The organism is Streptomyces sp. NBC_01176, assembly GCF_045039825.1.
Taxonomy (GTDB): Bacteria; Actinomycetota; Actinomycetes; order Streptomycetales; family Streptomycetaceae; genus Streptomyces.
The window spans coordinates 9,702,913-9,718,428 of record NZ_CP108600.1; the positions used below are offsets into that span (position 1 = coordinate 9,702,913).

The 15,516-nt window shown below is 69.7% G+C and carries 17 protein-coding genes and 1 pseudogene; 9 read left to right on the plus strand and 9 right to left on the minus strand.

The features are described from left to right. Positions 1 to 246 precede the first annotated feature (246 nt). The 6 genes from OG199_RS42265 to OG199_RS42290 all read left to right on the plus strand — a co-directional run bounded on the left by OG199_RS42265 (position 247) and on the right by OG199_RS42290 (position 4,842). Complete coding sequence (locus OG199_RS42265) at positions 247 to 981, plus strand: SDR family NAD(P)-dependent oxidoreductase (protein WP_401808178.1); 735 nt, start codon at positions 247 to 249, stop codon at positions 979 to 981. A gap of 191 nt (positions 982 to 1,172) precedes the next feature. Continuing rightward, complete coding sequence (locus OG199_RS42270) at positions 1,173 to 2,486, plus strand: MFS transporter (protein WP_405834260.1); 1,314 nt, start codon at positions 1,173 to 1,175, stop codon at positions 2,484 to 2,486. Between the two features lie 109 nt (positions 2,487 to 2,595). Further along, complete coding sequence (locus OG199_RS42275; protein ID WP_405834262.1) at positions 2,596 to 3,537, plus strand: D-2-hydroxyacid dehydrogenase family protein; 942 nt, start codon at positions 2,596 to 2,598, stop codon at positions 3,535 to 3,537. A gap of 103 nt (positions 3,538 to 3,640) precedes the next feature. Beyond that, the gene (locus OG199_RS42280) at positions 3,641 to 3,847 is read left to right on the plus strand and encodes a hypothetical protein (RefSeq protein WP_405834264.1); all 207 of its coding nucleotides are present in this window, start codon (positions 3,641 to 3,643) and stop codon (positions 3,845 to 3,847) included. 498 nt (positions 3,848 to 4,345) lie between these two features. After that, on the plus strand, positions 4,346 to 4,702 hold the full coding sequence (locus OG199_RS42285) for a MarR family winged helix-turn-helix transcriptional regulator (RefSeq protein ID WP_405834266.1): 357 nt from the start codon (positions 4,346 to 4,348) through the stop codon (positions 4,700 to 4,702). Continuing rightward, positions 4,699 to 4,842: a hypothetical protein gene (locus tag OG199_RS42290; protein WP_356797940.1), complete on the plus strand. Its 144-nt coding sequence runs from the start codon at positions 4,699 to 4,701 to the stop codon at positions 4,840 to 4,842. The genes OG199_RS42285 and OG199_RS42290 overlap by 4 nt, the downstream gene beginning before the upstream one ends. Positions 4,843 to 4,986: 144 nt before the next feature. Here OG199_RS42290 and OG199_RS42295 read toward each other — a convergent pair whose 3' ends face one another. From OG199_RS42295 to OG199_RS42305, 3 genes and pseudogenes are all read right to left on the minus strand, one after another. After that, the gene (locus OG199_RS42295) at positions 4,987 to 5,769 is read right to left on the minus strand and encodes a class I SAM-dependent methyltransferase (protein WP_401808171.1); all 783 of its coding nucleotides are present in this window, start codon (positions 5,767 to 5,769) and stop codon (positions 4,987 to 4,989) included. Between the two features lie 211 nt (positions 5,770 to 5,980). Further along, a pseudogene (locus tag OG199_RS42300) lies at positions 5,981 to 6,181 on the minus strand (helix-turn-helix domain-containing protein); the annotation flags it as partial. An 85-nt stretch (positions 6,182 to 6,266) separates the two neighbouring features. Beyond that, positions 6,267 to 6,617, minus strand: coding sequence for a hypothetical protein (locus tag OG199_RS42305; RefSeq protein ID WP_405834269.1), 351 nt, complete (start codon positions 6,615 to 6,617; stop codon positions 6,267 to 6,269). 255 nt (positions 6,618 to 6,872) lie between these two features. Between OG199_RS42305 and OG199_RS42310 the strand changes: the two genes are divergently transcribed. After that, positions 6,873 to 8,129 carry a CopD family protein gene (locus OG199_RS42310; RefSeq protein ID WP_405834271.1) on the plus strand — a complete coding sequence of 419 codons (1,257 nt, stop codon included), beginning with the start codon at positions 6,873 to 6,875 and terminating at the stop codon, positions 8,127 to 8,129. A gap of 196 nt (positions 8,130 to 8,325) precedes the next feature. On the opposite strand, the gene OG199_RS42315 is transcribed toward OG199_RS42310, so the two are convergent. Beyond that, positions 8,326 to 9,162 carry an alpha/beta fold hydrolase gene (locus OG199_RS42315; protein ID WP_405834273.1) on the minus strand — a complete coding sequence of 279 codons (837 nt, stop codon included), beginning with the start codon at positions 9,160 to 9,162 and terminating at the stop codon, positions 8,326 to 8,328. A gap of 236 nt (positions 9,163 to 9,398) precedes the next feature. Here OG199_RS42315 and OG199_RS42320 point away from each other — a divergent pair, with 236 nt between their 5' ends. Next, a complete protein-coding gene (locus OG199_RS42320; RefSeq protein ID WP_405834275.1) occupies positions 9,399 to 10,244 on the plus strand; it encodes an MOSC domain-containing protein in 846 nt (281 codons plus the stop codon). A 291-nt stretch (positions 10,245 to 10,535) separates the two neighbouring features. Here OG199_RS42320 and OG199_RS42325 read toward each other — a convergent pair whose 3' ends face one another. The 5 genes from OG199_RS42325 to OG199_RS42345 all read right to left on the minus strand — a co-directional run bounded on the left by OG199_RS42325 (position 10,536) and on the right by OG199_RS42345 (position 14,401). Continuing rightward, on the minus strand, positions 10,536 to 10,922 hold the full coding sequence (locus OG199_RS42325) for a VOC family protein (protein ID WP_356797950.1): 387 nt from the start codon (positions 10,920 to 10,922) through the stop codon (positions 10,536 to 10,538). After that, complete coding sequence (locus OG199_RS42330) at positions 10,919 to 11,212, minus strand: ArsR/SmtB family transcription factor (protein WP_405834277.1); 294 nt, start codon at positions 11,210 to 11,212, stop codon at positions 10,919 to 10,921. The genes OG199_RS42325 and OG199_RS42330 overlap by 4 nt, the downstream gene beginning before the upstream one ends. A gap of 396 nt (positions 11,213 to 11,608) precedes the next feature. Further along, positions 11,609 to 12,064 (minus strand): phospholipase, encoded by a 456-nt coding sequence (locus OG199_RS42335; protein ID WP_266696036.1) that lies wholly within the window; start codon positions 12,062 to 12,064, stop codon positions 11,609 to 11,611. 301 nt (positions 12,065 to 12,365) lie between these two features. Further along, positions 12,366 to 12,962, minus strand: a complete 597-nt coding sequence (gene thpR / locus OG199_RS42340; protein WP_401808162.1) for an RNA 2',3'-cyclic phosphodiesterase — start codon at positions 12,960 to 12,962, stop codon at positions 12,366 to 12,368. A gap of 158 nt (positions 12,963 to 13,120) precedes the next feature. Beyond that, complete coding sequence (locus OG199_RS42345) at positions 13,121 to 14,401, minus strand: MFS transporter (protein WP_405834279.1); 1,281 nt, start codon at positions 14,399 to 14,401, stop codon at positions 13,121 to 13,123. Positions 14,402 to 14,548: 147 nt separating this feature from the next. On the opposite strand from OG199_RS42345, the gene OG199_RS42350 reads away from it, so the two are divergent. Then, positions 14,549 to 15,484, plus strand: coding sequence for a LysR family transcriptional regulator (locus tag OG199_RS42350; RefSeq protein ID WP_401808157.1), 936 nt, complete (start codon positions 14,549 to 14,551; stop codon positions 15,482 to 15,484). Positions 15,485 to 15,516: the final 32 nt, after the last annotated feature.

Genomic DNA, 15,516 nt, shown 5'->3' on the forward strand with positions numbered 1-15,516 from the left:
AGGCAAGCGAGGCGGGTGACCGCTGCCCTACCGGCGCGCGCTCCGGCAGAGGAGCGGCCGGGAATGTTAACGTCAACGACACTGATGAAGGGAACTTCAAAGATGAAGTTCACTTTTAAGTATTGGCATCCTGATCTTCGACTCCGCGCAAGTCACTCGCGCCGCCCCTCTCCGTGGCAGTGGCACCGCCTCCACCGTGGCGGCTCACCGACGGCAACACGCCCACAGCACGCGAAGGAATGAACCATGGGAATGTCCGGACTCACCGCTCTCGTCACCGGCGCCACCGCCGGTATCGGCCGCGCCGTGGCCCTCCAGCTCGCGCTCGAAGGCGCGGACATCGTCGTCCACGGCCGCGACCAGGATCGCGGAGCCGACGTGGTCACCGAGATCGAGAAGGCCGGAGGGGCCGCCCGCTTCGTCCAGGCAGACCTCAGTGACCCCGCCGACGTCGAGCGCCTGGCCCGTGATGCCGGAGACGTCGACGTACTCGTCAACAACGCAGGCGTCTACAAGTTCCTGCCGACATCGGAGATGACCCCGGAACTCTTCGACCTGCACATGGATCTCAACACCAAGGCCCCGTACGTGCTCGTTCGCGCTCTGACTCCTGGGATGGCTCGGCGAGGCCGCGGCTCGATCGTGAACATCAGCACCCTCGCCGTCGCGGTCGCCGCCAAGGGCGCCGGCATGTATGCCGCGTCCAAGGCCGCGCTCGAGCAGCTCACCGCCGTGTGGGCCGCCGAGTTCGCCGAGCAGGGCATCCGCGTCAACGCCGTCGCCCCGGGACCCACCCGCACCCCGGGAACCGACGCCATGGACGCCGACTCCCTGCGGGCCATCGCCGACACGACCGCCCTGCGCCGCATCGCCGAGCCCGAGGAGGTCGCCGAGGCTGTCGTCTTCCTGGCCTCCCCGCGCGCCAGTTACATCACCGGTGCCGTCCTCGAAGTCGCCGGTGGACGGCCCGCCATCGGCTGACCGCCGCCGGCCCCCTGATCCGGGCGGGACACATTCCCCGGCGCCCGCCCGGACCGGGGCCACACCCCTCCGCCTGTCCACGGCTCTCGTCGGCGCCGTTCCGTTCTCGCCAAGACAGTTCTCTCCAGCGCCCCGGCAGGCGGGCACCTCGATCGCCGGACGGGCGCGCGCCGCCAGTAGCGTGCTCCCTCATGAGCCAGAGCACACGTGGTGGCCTTCTGCGTCGACACCGGGACTTCCGACTGCTGTGGTGCGGCGAGACAGCCGGCAAGTTCGGTGCGTCCGTCACCGGAGTCGCGATGCCGTTGGTCGCGGTCTCCACCTTGGACGCCAATACGTTCGAGGTCGGTCTGCTGAGCGCGGCCGCCTGGGCCCCGTGGCTGTTCATCGGTCTCCCGGCCGGTGTCTGGGTGGACCGGTCGCGGCGTAGGCCCATCATGCTGGCCGCCGCCGCGGTCTCCCTCCTGCTCTTCGCCGGCGTGCCGGTCGTCGCCTGGCTCGGCTGGTTGAGTACCGGACTGCTGCTGGGCGTCGCACTGCTGACGGGCACGGCAGCGGTGTTCTTCCAGACCGCCTACAGTGCCTATCTCCCCAGCATTCTGGAACCTGATGACCAGCCCGAGGGCAACGCCAAACTGCACGGCAGCGCGTCCGCCGCGCAGATCGCCGGGCTCGGCTCCGGCGGTCTGATCGCACAACTGGCGGGTGCCGCGAACGGCATGTTCGCCAACGCCGCGACCTTCCTCGTCTCCCTCCTCTGCCTCACGGGCATCCGGCACCGCGAGCCACCCGTCACCAGATCCGGGCATCGCCCCGCAACACTGGTCGGTGAGGTTCGCGAAGGTCTGTCACTGATAGCCGACGACCCCTGGTTCCGGGCGCTGACACTCTTCGGAGCCGTCTCCAACCTGGCCCTGATGGGATACCAGTCGATCCAGGTGGTCTTTCTGGTGCGGACTGTCGGCCTGGCCCCGGGGCCGGTCGGCGCGCTCATCGCGGCCACCAGCGCGGGAGGCGTGGTGGGCGCCTTCGCCGTACGCCGGGTCGCCGACCGAGTCGGCACGGCCCGCGCGACACTGCTGTTCGAACTGGGACTTCCCCTGTTCGCCCTGCTCATCCCGCTGACCGTCCGGGGAGTCGGCGTCCTGCTCTTTGTCACAGGCGGATTCTGCGTCTGCGCCGGTGTCGTGGCCGGCAACATCATCAAGGCGAGCTTCCAGCAGCGCTACTGCCCGCCGGATCTCCTCGGGCGCCTCACCGCCAGCACTGCATTCCTCAGCTACGGGACGATCCCTCTCGGAGCGCTGCTGGGCGGCGCGCTCGGAACCGTGCTCGGCATCCGCACCGCAATGGCGGTCACGACAGCGGGAGTTCCGCTTGCCGCGCTGATCCTGTACTTCTCACCGATCGGGCGGACCCGAGATCTGCCGGCCGCCCGGCGACCGACGAGTGGGGCCCCACCTTCGCCGGATCCCGACGACGAACCCGTACTGCCTCGTCCCTGACCACGACCGCATGCGGGCAGGCTTCACCCCGACGCTCCCGGCGGCGTCGACCTGGGCCTGCGTACACCCTTGCGGCCATATCCTGACCCGCTCCATTAGCATCGCCCGCATGAAGATCGCAGTGCTTGACGACTACCAGAACGTCGCGCTCGACTGTGCCGACTGGAGCGGTCTGAACGCCGAGGTGGAGGTGTTCGACAGTCACATCCCGGACGTCGACGAACTGGTCCGCAGACTCGCCGGCTTCGAGGCGGTCGTCGCCATGCGCGAGCGCACCCCGTTCACAGCCGACGTTCTGGACCGGTTGCCCGATCTGAAACTGCTGGTCACCACCGGTCCACGCAACGCCGCTATCGACCTGGCGGCCGCCGCCCGGCACGGAGTCGTCGTCTCTGGAACCGGGTACTATCCCGAGCCCACGGTCGAACTCACCTGGGCGCTGATCCTCGCCGCGGCACGGAACCTGCCGACGGAGGAGCGGTCGATGCGGGACCAGGGCTGGCAGTGCACGGTCGGCACCGAGCTGCGCGGAAAGTCCCTCGGCCTCCTCGGACTGGGAAACCTGGGCAGTCGGGTGGCGAGGGTGGGTCAGGCCTTCGGCATGGACACCATCGCCTGGAGCGAGAACCTCACGCCCGGACGCGCGGCCGAGCACGGGGTGAGAGCGGTGACCAAGGAAGAGCTCTTCGCCGAGGCGGACGTGTTGTCGGTGCACCTCGTGCTCAGTGCCCGCACCCGAGGGCTGGTCGGCAGTGCCGAACTCGCCGCGATGAAGCCGTCCGCGATCCTGGTGAACACCTCGCGTGGCCCGATCGTCGACCAGGACGCACTGCTGGACGCCTTGCGCCGCGAGGCGATCAGGTGCGCCGCGCTCGACGTCTACGACACCGAGCCGCTGCCTCCCGACCACCCCTTCCGTACGCTGACGAACACCGTGCTCACCCCGCACATCGGCTATGTGACCCGCGAACTGTACGAGGTCTTCTACCGCGACGCCGTGGAGGACATCGCCGCCTTCCGAGCGGGGCGGCCGATCCGCGTCATCGGCTAGTGCCGTGCCGGACGTCGACAGCCGGTAAACCCTTCGAGCCGGAGCGCCGGCCAGGACTTCGGCCGGAGAAGGCCTGGCCAGCGAGCAGTGGCACGGCAAGATCATGTCGTGGTACCCGTGCTTCACCGAAGAGGAGTTGTACAACGGCTGGGGAGCGGTGGTCGTCCACGACGGCCTGCGCCCGGCGGAGGGCAACGGACGTGCTCCGTCCGCGACCTTCGAGGGGGTCTTTCGGGCGGAGCTGCGCGCCAAGGTGCTCGCCGCCGAGGCGGAGCCGGCGGACGGCGCCGACTCCAACGCGTCGCGCTGACAGCTGCGGTGCCGCGGTATTGCGAGGGTGCGACCATCGAGCGGCCCGTCACGGTTCGTCATGGCCCCTCACGCACGGCCTGATCGGCCGCAGGCGTCGTGGGGACCCCAGCCGCCCGCTTACGAGGGCCGGTTGACGCCGGACAGCATCCCGGGACGGGTAGAGCGGGTGCCCGATGGTGCCCGTCGTGCCGACCCTGACCGACACCGCCAGACAGTCAGGGGGAGGCGCCGGGCCAGTCCCAGTTGGGCGGACGGGAGGCTGAAGCGGCGAGCGACCACCTGGATCACCGCCGGCGCCCCCGCAGGTTCGGCGTCGACAACTTCCCTCACCTGCGCGGACATTGACTGGCCGGCTACACGAGTGACCGTGTGGTCCGAGCTGCCCTCGCCCGCAGCCCGGAGGACGACTCGGCGGCAGCGGTAGCAGCAGACCTTGGTCGTACGTCAACGTCTCGCGGTCCAGGCCGTCGCACACCGTGGCCGATACGCTCGGGAAATGACCACCCCCGACGCGTCGCGGCAGGCAGACGAGCATGCCGGCCCGTGGCTGGCGCCGGCCGAACTGGCGTCGTGGATGTCGGTGGTACGCCTCATCACCCGGCTTCCGTGGGCTCTGGATGCCCAGTTGCAGCGCGACGCGGAGCTGAGCATGGTCGAGTACATGGCCATGGCGATGCCGGCCGACGCGCCCGAGTGGACGTTGCGCATGAGCGTGCTGGCCGAGCGCACCAGCTCGGCGCTGTCCCGCCTGTCGCACCTGGTGAAACGACTGGAAAGCCGTGGCTACCTCCGGCGTGAACCGGATCCGAGCGATGGACGCTTCATCAACGCCATCCTCTGCCCGACGGCATGAGGAAGCCGGAATCGGCCGGGCCGGAGCATGCGGCCTATGTACGGCACCTCGTGGTGGACAACCTGTCCAACGAGCGCCTGCGCCGACTCGGCCAGGACACCGAGCGCATCCTGCAGCGCATCGACTCGCCCGTACGCTGAGCCCACCGGGTCGGGCACGCCGCGTGGGCGTTCACGCGTCTGAGGGCCGTCCCGTAATCACAGCCCCTACTGCTGTGACCGGCAACGTTCAGCGGTTTTCCATGGACGAACGGAGAGCCAGGCAGGGCGGAACCGATGTCTGGACTACTGCGCTGAGGGAGCACGCTGTGCGGTGAGCACGGGCTGGTAGTACCCGCTGGAGGCCGGACTGTGCCAGGTGATGTCGGTGAAGCCGGCGTCAGTGACGAACTCTGTCAGCTGCGGGGGCGTCAGCGCCCAGTAGGTGCTCCGGCGGACTCGGACGTGCCAGGTGTTCTCCGCGGGGATGAGCTGGAAGTGTTCCAAGTCGTAGCGCTCGCCGTCTTCATGCCAGTGCCACAGCTGGAAGGTGATCACTTGGCCGTCGCGTGTTTCCGAGACCTGGGGAGGTGTCGACGTGGGTCTGGTCGGGCGCGTCTCGTCGTAGGCCCGGACAGTGATCATCAACAGTCCGTCGTCTCGGAGCACGCGTCTCATGCCGAGGAGTGCCGCCCGGAGATCTTGCCCGGAGAGTAGGTGCGGGAGCGAGTTGTCCGCGCAGAGGACGACGTCGAATGACGTCTCCCTGAACGGCAGTTGGCGCATGTCAGCCGCAGCGGCCGGAAGCCGGATGCCCCGGGCCGCCGCTTCGGCGGCGGCGCGCGCGGCGGCGACCGGGCTCAGGTCGCTGCCGACGACCTGGTGCCCGGCCAGGGCCAGCCCGATGGCCTGGGTGCCGATCCCGCACGAGCAGTCCAGGACGGTGTGCGGTCCCGCGCCGAGAGACTGACGGAGGAGCCCGCCCAGTACCTCGGACTGGTAGGCCATGCTTGCGTCCCAGTCCCGGAACATCAGGTGGTAGTCGTGGGCCAAATCGTCGTAGAAATCCCGCACGGAGTGCTCGGACATGTATCCCACCGTAGTGCGTGGCCGCCGGGGAGTGCGGACGGTTTAGGCAGCGGCTGTCTGACTTCGGCCGCCCCAGCGGATGCCCATCTCGCTGCCGCTACGGGCGTGTTCGCGGTGTTGGGCGGACAGCGCGTCGGGGTGGCGGTGTTTGACGTAGATCGGGGGCACCGTCCGGGTGGGCCGCGCGGATGACTTGAGGGCGACCCGGGTGGAGTTTACGGAGGGACCAGCGGGTGAGGGGCCGGCCGAGCTTGGTCGGGCGGGTGGTGGCCGTCTGGACGACGAAGTCCTCGTCGTCAGGACTGAGCAGGCGGGGACGGCCTCCCGCCCACTGAGGGTCCATGCAGGCCAGGCCGGTCTCGTTGAACCGGTGGATCACGTCGCGGACGGTGTCCTCGTCGGTCTGCACCAACTGTTGCTGGCTCGGCTGACGGGAACCGGGTCCCGGTGATCGCGAACCTACGTGGCCAGAGCACGAACCGTCGGGACGCCGGAGTTCAGAGCCAGCGTTGTGCCGCCTCGACGCTGTCCCCGCCACTGGTGTTGAACGCGATCGCCGCCTGGGGCGCATGACGGCGAATCAGGTTCACGATCTTCTCGAAGAGCGGAAGAAGCTGTTCGGCCTTCCGGATCCCACCGCCGACGACCACGACATCCCACGGGTGCTCGGTCAGCGAAGCGGCGAGGGCGGACTCGGTCGACTCGTCGAACGTGACCAGTGTCATCGCCGCGTTGATGCCGTGCTCGCCGAAGCGGGCCAACTCCGCGTCGAGAGCCGCGCGAAGCGCCTGCCCGTCGACGCCGGGTATCGCTTGCGGGTCGTAACCGACGACAAGTGCAGAGGGCATGCGGGCAATCTATCGGGCAGCGCGCACACGGCGCCGCCGTCTCCTGTGGTGTCGAAGGGGGGACGGGAGCGCTTCCGGCGGGGCGGCGCGTCGGTGGTGGTTCCCGGTGTCGAACGCGGTCGTGCGAGTGCTGGAACTCGGTGTGATTCCGCGGAGGTGCCCCGGGCAGGCGGGCACCTGTTGACGTTTCAAGTAAGGAGTGCCTAACCTAAGTCGCTTTCGAAATCTTCCCCGTCCTCAAGAGGGTGGTCAGTCATGCCCCTGTCCGATCCGACATCCGGCTTGCTGCGGTTCTCCGCGGCGCCCGCGCCGTCGACCCCGCTCGGTCCCTTCGAGGACAGTGCGGTGGCGTGGGCAACGTGGGTGACCCTGATGGGATTTGTCGGGGTGACTGCCCTGGCTCTGATGGCCGCGGGGCCTGCGGCGCGCCGGATCGGAGCCGACGCCCTCGCCGCGGTGACGGCCAGACTCGCCCGCGCGGCGGTCGTCCTGGCGGTGCTGGCCTTTGCCGCGGTGCTCACCGACCTCGCGCACTCCGGGGACAGCGGCGGATACCACTACAAGGCCGCCTGGAACGCCCTCTACGACGGCACCAACGCCGGACGGCTGTCGGGGCTCGAGGTGACCATGCTGCTGGTCGGTGCGGCGTTGATCGCCCCGCTCGCCTTCCGCGGGGCCGCGAACGGTCGAGCGCGGAAGGGGCTGCTCACAGCAGGCCTCGGCGCGGGGATGATCGCCCTGGGTACCACCAGGTTCCCGGACGCGATGCCCGAGGAGTGGGGCCACACCATCTTCGAGACGGCGATGTGGATGCTGCATCTGTTCGGCGGAGCAATCTGGTTGGGCGGGTTGGCCGGACTCGCACTGCTGGCCGTTCCGGGCGCCGTCCCGTCCGCCGAACGCTCCGCCTTCTGGTCCCCCGCGATCCGCCGCTTCTCCGCCGCCGCCATGAGCTGCGTCACCGCGATCACCCTGTCCGGGCTGTTCCTGTACTGGGAGCACGTCGACGGCCCCTCACAGCTGTTCACGACGATGTACGGGCGCGTGCTGGGCGTGAAGATCCTCATCTTCGGAACCCTGCTCCTGCTCGGTGTCTTCAACCAGTTCTGGCTGCACCCGCGGATCGACGCGCTTCGGGCCGCCGGTGACGAGCGTCCGCTGCGCACCATCCTCGTGCGTCAGTTCCCGGCGGTGGTCACCGTCGAGACCCTGCTCGGAATGTCACTGCTCTTCGTCGCGCCCTTCCTCCACGGCTCCGCTCGCAACCAGGCGTTCCAGGCCGAGACCGCCAAGCACTCCGCGATCGCGATCTCCCCCGAGGACCTGCCCAGGCGTCCCGACAAGGTGGTCAGTGCCTCCACCTGGGTACTGGGCAGCACCGAGACCATCGCCCTCATCGCCTTGATGATCGGCGGATACTGGTTCTCCGGAGTGCTGGCCCGCCGCCGCACCGCTGCCGCCGCACCTGGGCCGAAGCCCGCGACGGCGACGGGCGATCTCGTCGAGGCGTGACCGCGCCACCGTTCCCCTGCCGACTCGACGTGGATGGGACCGGTGGCGCACCCGCCACGGATACCCCGCCGGCCCGGGGGTCGCGCTGACAGCCACCCGAAAGTCTCCAGCGGGCGGGGTGTCCTGGGGGCCCGCTGGGTCCGAGGTCCGCGCGGCGTCGCCGCAGGAGTCGACAGGCGGGGTGTGCCGTGGCGCCCTATTCGCCGTGCGCTCGCAGATGTTCGAGCAGCAGACCGTTCAGCGCTTCGGGTGCTTCTTCGGGAATCCAGTGGCTGACGTCATGGAGTGTCTCGAACCGGTACGGTCCGCCGACCCACTGTTCGGTCGCCTGCGAGGCCGCGGGGCCGAACGCGGCGTCCTTCGTGCTCCAGACGTACAGCGTGGGAACATCGATGAGCCCGATCGTCCCGTCGGGGCGACCGGCCCGGTACCAGTTCAGTGCCGCGGTGAGCGCGCCCGGCTGCGACAGTTGCCGTACGTAGGCGTCGACACTGGCCTGCGGTACCTTCCCGGCGTAGATGCTGCGAAGCTGCCGAGCGTCGTCGGCGAGCATGCGATCCTCGGTCGAGGGAGTCTCGCGCCAGTCGATCATGTAGTGGGATCGTGCGCGCTGGTCCGGGTCGTTGCGCAGGGCACCGGCCAGAGCGCCGGGGTGCGGGGTCGAGACAACGGTCAGGGTACGGACGCGGCCGGGATGGGCATCCGCGGTCCACCACGCCACCGCGCCTCCCCAGTCGTGGCCGACCAGGTCGAATGTCGCCCAGCCCAGTTCCTTCGTGATCGCGACGACATCGTCGACCAGCGCACCCATGCGGTAGTCCTCCGGCCGATCGGGGCGGGCACCGGGGGAGTAGCCACGCTGGTCGGGTGCCACGACACGGTAGCCGCGGGCGGACAACGCCTCGATCTGCTGGTGCCACGCCAGCCCGGTCTGGGGGAAACCGTGCAGCAGCAGTACCGGGCGGCCCTCGGACGGTCCCGCCGTGATGGCGTCGAACACGCCCGCGGCGGTGGAGATGCTCAGCTTGGTCACGATCCCATCCTTCATACCGACTGGTTGGTCAGCCTTCAGGTCGCGGTAGCGGATTGTCAAGATCGAAGGCGACCGGCCCCCCTTCGCGAGGACAGCCGGGCGTCCCTCCTGTTCGTGAGTCGTCTTGCAGGTGCGCCACCGCCCAATGGGCATGCGGTGGGGCCGAGTTCGGGCGTGATCGCAGTCGTCCAGGCGATCTGGCCGAGGAGCTGTGACCGGTGCCATGATTGATCTCCATGGGGACTGTGGCTGCGTTGTGCCGGTATCCGGTGAAGTCCATGCTCGGGGAGACGTTGCTGTCCGCGGCCGTCACCCACGCGGGGCTCGCCGGGGACAGGACGTATGCCGTCCTCGACGACACCGGCGCGATCGGGAGCGTCAAGCACCCCCGTAAGTGGGGGCAACTGCTGGACTGCCGCAGCCGGTTGACCGACGACGGCGCCGTCGAGGTGGAACTGCCCGACGGCGTGACTCTCCCCGTCGGAGACCCCGATCTGGACATGCGGCTGTCCAAGCTGCTGGGCCGCCATGTGTGCGTCTCGGCCAGTGCCCCAGCGGACAGCACGCTGGAGCGCGCCGTCCCCCAGTACGAAGGCGGTGTCCCCGACGTCGTCCGGGCGACGGCCTCCGTGGACGGTACGGGGGACGAGATCACCGTCGGCAACGTCGCCGCGGGGACGTTCTTCGACTTCGGGAGGGTGCACCTCGTCACGACGTCCTCCTTGGCGGGGCTCCGGGCCGGGTATCCCGACAGTGACTTCGATCCGCGCCGCTTCCGGCCGAACCTGGTTGTCGACACCGGCGGTGGACAGGATTTCGTGGAGGACACATGGGTGGACCGGCGAGTACGCGTCGGCGAGGCGCTGTTCCGAGTGGTGGTGCCCACGCCCCGGTGTGTGGTGCCCACCCTCGGTCATGACGAACTGGGAGCCGACCCTGGCGTCATGCGTGCGATCGCCCGCGAACACCGGATACCCGTCTTCGATCTGGGCCGGCTGGCGTGCCTCGGGGTGTACCTGGACGTCCTGGAACCAGGCACGGTCCGGCTGGGCGACTCGATCACGCGACAGGACGGACCGTGATCAGGCCATGTCTGCGCCAACTGTCCAAGCAACGATCCAGTGATCAGGCTGTCCGGGCGTGGGTGCAGTGATGCACTGGCAGCTGTCACCCTCGCCCGATGAGCATGAAGAGTCAGCTCGGTCGTTCCGTTGATCCGGAGGAGTTGTCGCTGCGGACAGACTGGAGTTGGGTGGAGCATCGCTGCCCGAACGTTTGAGGAGCCTCGATTCTTCCTTCGCGTCGGTCTTCTGGATTGGCTCGGCAGCATGGCCGAAGACGCCGCGGACGACCCGCCTTTCTGAAACCACCTATTACTTGCTGTGCACGATCTGGATCAGATTGCCGCAGGTGTCGTCCAGAACCGCGGTGGTGACCGGGCCCATCTCCAGCGGCTCCTGGGTGAAGTACACCCCGAGCTCACGCAGTCGGTTGAACTCCGCCTGTACGTCGTCCACGGCGAAGGAGGTGGCCGGGATGCCGTCCTGGACCAGCGCCGTCTTGTACGGCTGCACCGCGGGATGACCGGAGGGCTCGAGCAGCAGTTCCGTCCCGTCCGGATCCTCCGGCGAGACGACGGTGAGCCACCTGTCCTCGCCCAGGGGGACGTCGTGCTTCTTCACGAAGCCCAGCACGTCGGTGTAGAAACGCAGGGCCTTCTCCTGGTCGTCGACGAAGACACTGGACAGGTGGATCTTCATGGGCGGCTCTCCGGTGCATCGGGCCTGAGCCATCGGGTCACGATGCGCTCAAGAGGTTCGGTGTTCAGATCGTGGAACTTGTAGCGGCCCTGGCGCCGCGAGACGATCAGGCCCGCGGATTCGAGTACGGCCAAGTGCTGGCTTATCGCCTGGCGGGACATCCCCAGACCGTGTTTCGTCACCAGCCGTGCGCATATCTCGAACAAGGTCTGCCCGTCCCGTTCCACCAGCTCGTCAAGGATGCGCCGACGGGTGGGGTCGGCGAGTGCCTTGAAGACATCGTCCGGCATGGGCGACACCATAGGCAAGTATCTCCTTGCCTATCAACCTGGGTGCCGACGCCGGTGTGGTGGGGGTGATCGTCACGGCCATGCCGGGCAGGGTTGAGCTTGCCCGGTGTCGCCCCTCGAGGGGCGGGAGCGGAGCGCGGACGTGTCCTGCGGCGGGTGGACCGGGCATGCGGCCACGCGGATCGCCGAGTCTTCATCCGACGGTCACGCCCTGCCGTGGGCGCCGGCGTCAGGATCTGAGACCGGGACCGCCGAGAGGGCGCTCGGGGTTTCTCATCGTGATGTGGGTGGCTCGGCGGGCGATGAGCCCGGCAGCGCGCCGGTAAGGAGCCCCGGCGGAGCGGGTCACGAGAGGTTCGGGCTGCCTCGTGACCCGCCGCGTCCTGGCCGGGTCGGTCAGCCGAAGGCCTTGACCGCCTGGTAGTAGGTCCATGCCGTGCCGTCACATGCCGTCTTCGTGGCGCCGCTGTAGTTCACGCACACGCGCTTGAGGTCCTCGTAAAGGGCGCTGTCGAGGCGGGACTTGTTGGCGGAGAAGGTACCCGCGGCCTTGTAGTTGCGGTATCCGAAGTCGTGCCGTGCGCAGGAGGTGGCGAACGGGAAGCCGAAGGGGTTGTCGGGGGAGGTGGAGCAGTAGTCCGTCGACCAGTCGAACTGGTAGGCAGCGTAGGCGGCTTGGTTCGATCGCGCCGCCGCCCAGGTGTTGTAGCTGGACGCGCTGGTCTGGGTCCAGCTCGACAGGACCTGCGCCTTGTCGGCGGGGACGGCGGCTTGTGCGGTGCTCGCGGTGCCGATGAGGGCTACCAGGGACAGGCTGGACGCGGTGAGAGCGGTGGCGAGTCTTCGGCGCATTCCACACCTCCATGAATCCGCGGCCCGCCAGTCGGGCCGCAGGTGCATGACAACAAGGATCGGTGTGGTGCGTGCGCTTGCATAGATCTTGGTGGTTCAACGAGAAATGAATTCTGGTGTGAGTACCGGAAGTTGCGGTTCGCCGGCCCGGTGGGCGGGGGTGCGCCGTCGGCTTGGGTCGATGGGCGGCTCGATGGCCGGGATGCCCGTCGAGGCATACGTGCACCACGACAACGGCCGCTACGTGTCCGCCTCTTCGGCCCACCGGAGCGACACGTCCGCCCTTGTGCTGCCGGTTCGTTCAGGAGCCGGTGATGTCGGGGTTGCCGAGGGCCCATGCGTCGATGTCGCGGTAGTGGATCGGTCCGCGGCTGCGGCCGGCGTTGCTGCCGACCAGGTGCAGACGTTCGGCAGGCCATCCGCGGCCGGTGAATCCGGCGACCCCTTCGGCGATCTCCTCCGCCGAGGACCGGTCTCCTCGGCGGGCGCGGGCCAGCGTCAGATGGGGGCGCAGAGGCCGGTCCTCGAAGGCGACCCCGCAGTTCTTGACGGTGGTGCGCACATCGGCGGCGAGCATGTGCAGCTCGTCGAGGTCTCCGTCGATCCCGCTCCACAGCACCCGGCCGTCGAAGGTTCCACTGCCGCGCAGTGCCAGGCAGAAGGGCCGGTGGTCGGCTGCGAGGCCGGCGAGAGGCGGTCGCAGGAGCGGAACCGTCTCGGCGGGCAGCTCTCCGAGGAACGCCAGGGTGATGTGCCAGTCCTCGATGCGGTTCCACCGCATCTGAGGGTGGGTGCCGTAGGCGGGGCGCAGCTCCCGGGCGAGTTCTTCTTTCGCGTGGTCGGGCGGGGCGAGGGCGATGAACACGCGAACAGTCGCGGGCGGGGTCTGGTCGTTCACACCGGACTTCCTATCGCACCCGAGTGGTGGGTGCGACGACCCGGGTACCGCGAGGGCGACGGCGACGGGTACTGCGAGGACGACGGGGAGGGGAGAAGGGGGGTGAGACCGACCCGGTGCCGGCTCGGCCGGCCTGCCGGTGAGGGCCGTGGTGGCCGTCAGGTGCGGCTCGGTGACGGCTCCGGTTCGCGGAGACGCGCCGCCGCGCGGCGGGGGAGCAGCATCGGGGTCGCCAGCAGGAGGACACCGGCCAGCCCGATGGCCGTACGCGGGCCGAGCAGGCCGCCCAGTCCGCCCCAGACGGCCGTCAGGAGTGCGGCCGACGCCTTGGTCGTCACCGCCCAGGCGGACAGCGTGCGGGTGACCCGGTCGGTCGCGGTGCGCTCGAGGCGGTAGGTGGCGTAGACGGGGTTGAAGACCCCGCAGCAGAAGATGAGCCCCAGCTCGACGCCCATCACCAGCACCAGCCCGCCGGTGCCCGGTCCGAGGAAGGCCAGACCGACGGGCCACAGCGCGCGCAGCGCCCCGGTCACGACCAGGACCTGGTGCTGCCCGAACCGGGTGACGAGCGGTCGGGCCAGCCGCGAACCGAGCAGGCCGCCGATCGAGGGCGCGGCGAAGGCGAGGCCGTACTGCCACGGTGCGAACCCGAGCCGGCCGAGCATCAGGACGGCCAGCAGCGGCTGCGTGGCCATCACCAGGCCGTTGAACAGGGCGGTGTTGAAGAAGAGCGGACGCAGCGTCGCGTCGGCCAGGATGTACCGCCAGCCGTCGAGCAGGTCCCCGGCCCGCATGCGTGCGGACGCCCGGCGTTCGGGCGGCGGCTCGTGGCCGCCCGCCGCGCGGATGCCCAGGGCCGAGAGCAGGTAGCTGACTGCGTCGGCCACCACCGTCGCCACCGGGCCGAGGAGCCCGATCGCGGCGCCGCCCAGCGGCGGCCCCATGATCGTGGTCGTCCAGGCCGTGGACTCGAACCGGGCGTTGGCGACGAGCAGGTCCTCGGCCGCCAGCAGCGTCTTCAGGTACGCGCCGGAGGCGGCGCGGAAGGTGATGTCGGCCGCCGCGACGACGACCGAGACCAGCAGGAGCTGAAGGAAGGTGAGCGCGCCGAACGCGAACGCGGCGGGAATCGTCAGCAGCGCCGCGAACCGCACCAGGTCCATCGCGATCAGCACCGTGCGCTTGCGGCGGAACTCCACCCACGGACCGAGCGGCACCGCCACGGCCGCGCCCACCGCGGCCCCCACGGAGGACAGCGCGGCGACCTCGGCCGGTCCGGCGTGCAGGACCCGGATGGCGATCAGCGGGAACGCGCCGAAGGCGAGCCAGGTGCCGAGCGCGCTGGTTCCGTACGCTCCCCAGAACCACCCGAACCGCCGCCCCAGCCGATGGCCGCGCAGACGTCCCGGCCAGTGCCCACTTCTGTGTCCGCTTCTCACCCTCGCCGCCCCTCGCCCCTCACCCGCACACCTCACCCGCACAACCGATCCGCGACCGGAAGCATCAAAGCGAGCGCCGCACCCAGGGGTCAAACAACCACAGGACCTCCTGGCCACAACCAACGGTTGTGGCCGTAGGCTGCCGCTATGGACCTCGACACCGTCCGGACCTTCGTCGCCGCCGCCGACGCGGGGCAGTTCCAGGAGGCCGCCGCCGAGCTCTCGGTCACCCAGCAGGCCGTCTCCAAGCGCATCGCCGCGCTGGAGCGCACCCTCGGCGTGCGGCTGTTCACCCGCACCGCCCGCGGCGCCGAGCTCACCATCGACGGGCAGGCGTTCCTTCCCCACGCGCGCGAGCTGCTGCGCGTCGCCGAACGCGCCGTCGCGTCCGTACACACCGGCCGGCGTCCGCTGCGCGTCGACGTGATCGCCTCGCGCGGCGCGGCGGCGGGCCTGCTGCGCGGCTTCCACCGCGCACACCCCGAGATCGACCTCGACGTGGTGATGCTGTTCGACATCGAGACGGCCGTCACCGCCATCCGCTCCGGTGCGATCGACGCGTCCTTCCGCGCCGTCGCCGTGCCCGGCCGGCCCCTGGCCGCGGACATCGAGTCCGTCCGGGTCCTCGACGAGCCGCTCGAGCTCCTCACCGGCCCCGCCCATGCGCTGGCGGGCGCCCGGTCGGTGCCCCTCGCCCAGCTCGCCGGGCACCGGATCTGGATGCCCGGCATCGTCCCCGGTACCGAGTGGGCCGCCTACTACGACGACCTCATCGCCGAGTTCGGCCTCACCATCGAGGCGACCGGCCCCAACTTCGGCTCCGACGCCCTCCTCGACACCATCGCCGACACCCCGGCCCTGGCCACCTTCATGGGTGGGCAGACCCGCCTCGTCTGGCCCGCCGGCCACGGCCTGCGCCGCATCCCGGTGACCGACCCGACGCCCGTGTACCCGCACTCGCTCCTGTGGCACCGCGACAACCCCCACCCGGCGCTGGCCACCCTCCGCGCCCACCTCGCCGCCACTACGCCCGGCCACGACGTTTCCGGGACCTGGGCGCCGGACTGGGTGCTTCCGCGCTGAACGCCGCCGTCCACGCGCCACCCCGCACGGAC

What these genes read in the sequence shown, in the direction of transcription:
- OG199_RS42265 (WP_401808178.1), top strand. Translation starts at nt 247, where the DNA reads ATGGGAATGTCCGGACTCACCGCTCTCGTCACCGGCGCCACCGCCGGT.
- OG199_RS42270 (WP_405834260.1), top strand. Translation starts at nt 1,173, where the DNA reads ATGAGCCAGAGCACACGTGGTGGCCTTCTGCGTCGACACCGGGACTTC.
- OG199_RS42275 (WP_405834262.1), top strand. Translation starts at nt 2,596, where the DNA reads ATGAAGATCGCAGTGCTTGACGACTACCAGAACGTCGCGCTCGACTGT.
- OG199_RS42280 (WP_405834264.1), top strand. Translation starts at nt 3,641, where the DNA reads ATGTCGTGGTACCCGTGCTTCACCGAAGAGGAGTTGTACAACGGCTGG.
- OG199_RS42285 (WP_405834266.1), top strand. Translation starts at nt 4,346, where the DNA reads ATGACCACCCCCGACGCGTCGCGGCAGGCAGACGAGCATGCCGGCCCG.
- OG199_RS42290 (WP_356797940.1), top strand. Translation starts at nt 4,699, where the DNA reads ATGAGGAAGCCGGAATCGGCCGGGCCGGAGCATGCGGCCTATGTACGG.
- OG199_RS42295 (WP_401808171.1), bottom strand. Translation starts at nt 5,769, where the DNA reads ATGTCCGAGCACTCCGTGCGGGATTTCTACGACGATTTGGCCCACGAC.
- OG199_RS42305 (WP_405834269.1), bottom strand. Translation starts at nt 6,617, where the DNA reads ATGCCCTCTGCACTTGTCGTCGGTTACGACCCGCAAGCGATACCCGGC.
- OG199_RS42310 (WP_405834271.1), top strand. Translation starts at nt 6,873, where the DNA reads ATGCCCCTGTCCGATCCGACATCCGGCTTGCTGCGGTTCTCCGCGGCG.
- OG199_RS42320 (WP_405834275.1), top strand. Translation starts at nt 9,399, where the DNA reads ATGGGGACTGTGGCTGCGTTGTGCCGGTATCCGGTGAAGTCCATGCTC.
- OG199_RS42325 (WP_356797950.1), bottom strand. Translation starts at nt 10,922, where the DNA reads ATGAAGATCCACCTGTCCAGTGTCTTCGTCGACGACCAGGAGAAGGCC.
- OG199_RS42330 (WP_405834277.1), bottom strand. Translation starts at nt 11,212, where the DNA reads ATGCCGGACGATGTCTTCAAGGCACTCGCCGACCCCACCCGTCGGCGC.
- OG199_RS42335 (WP_266696036.1), bottom strand. Translation starts at nt 12,064, where the DNA reads ATGCGCCGAAGACTCGCCACCGCTCTCACCGCGTCCAGCCTGTCCCTG.
- OG199_RS42350 (WP_401808157.1), top strand. Translation starts at nt 14,549, where the DNA reads ATGGACCTCGACACCGTCCGGACCTTCGTCGCCGCCGCCGACGCGGGG.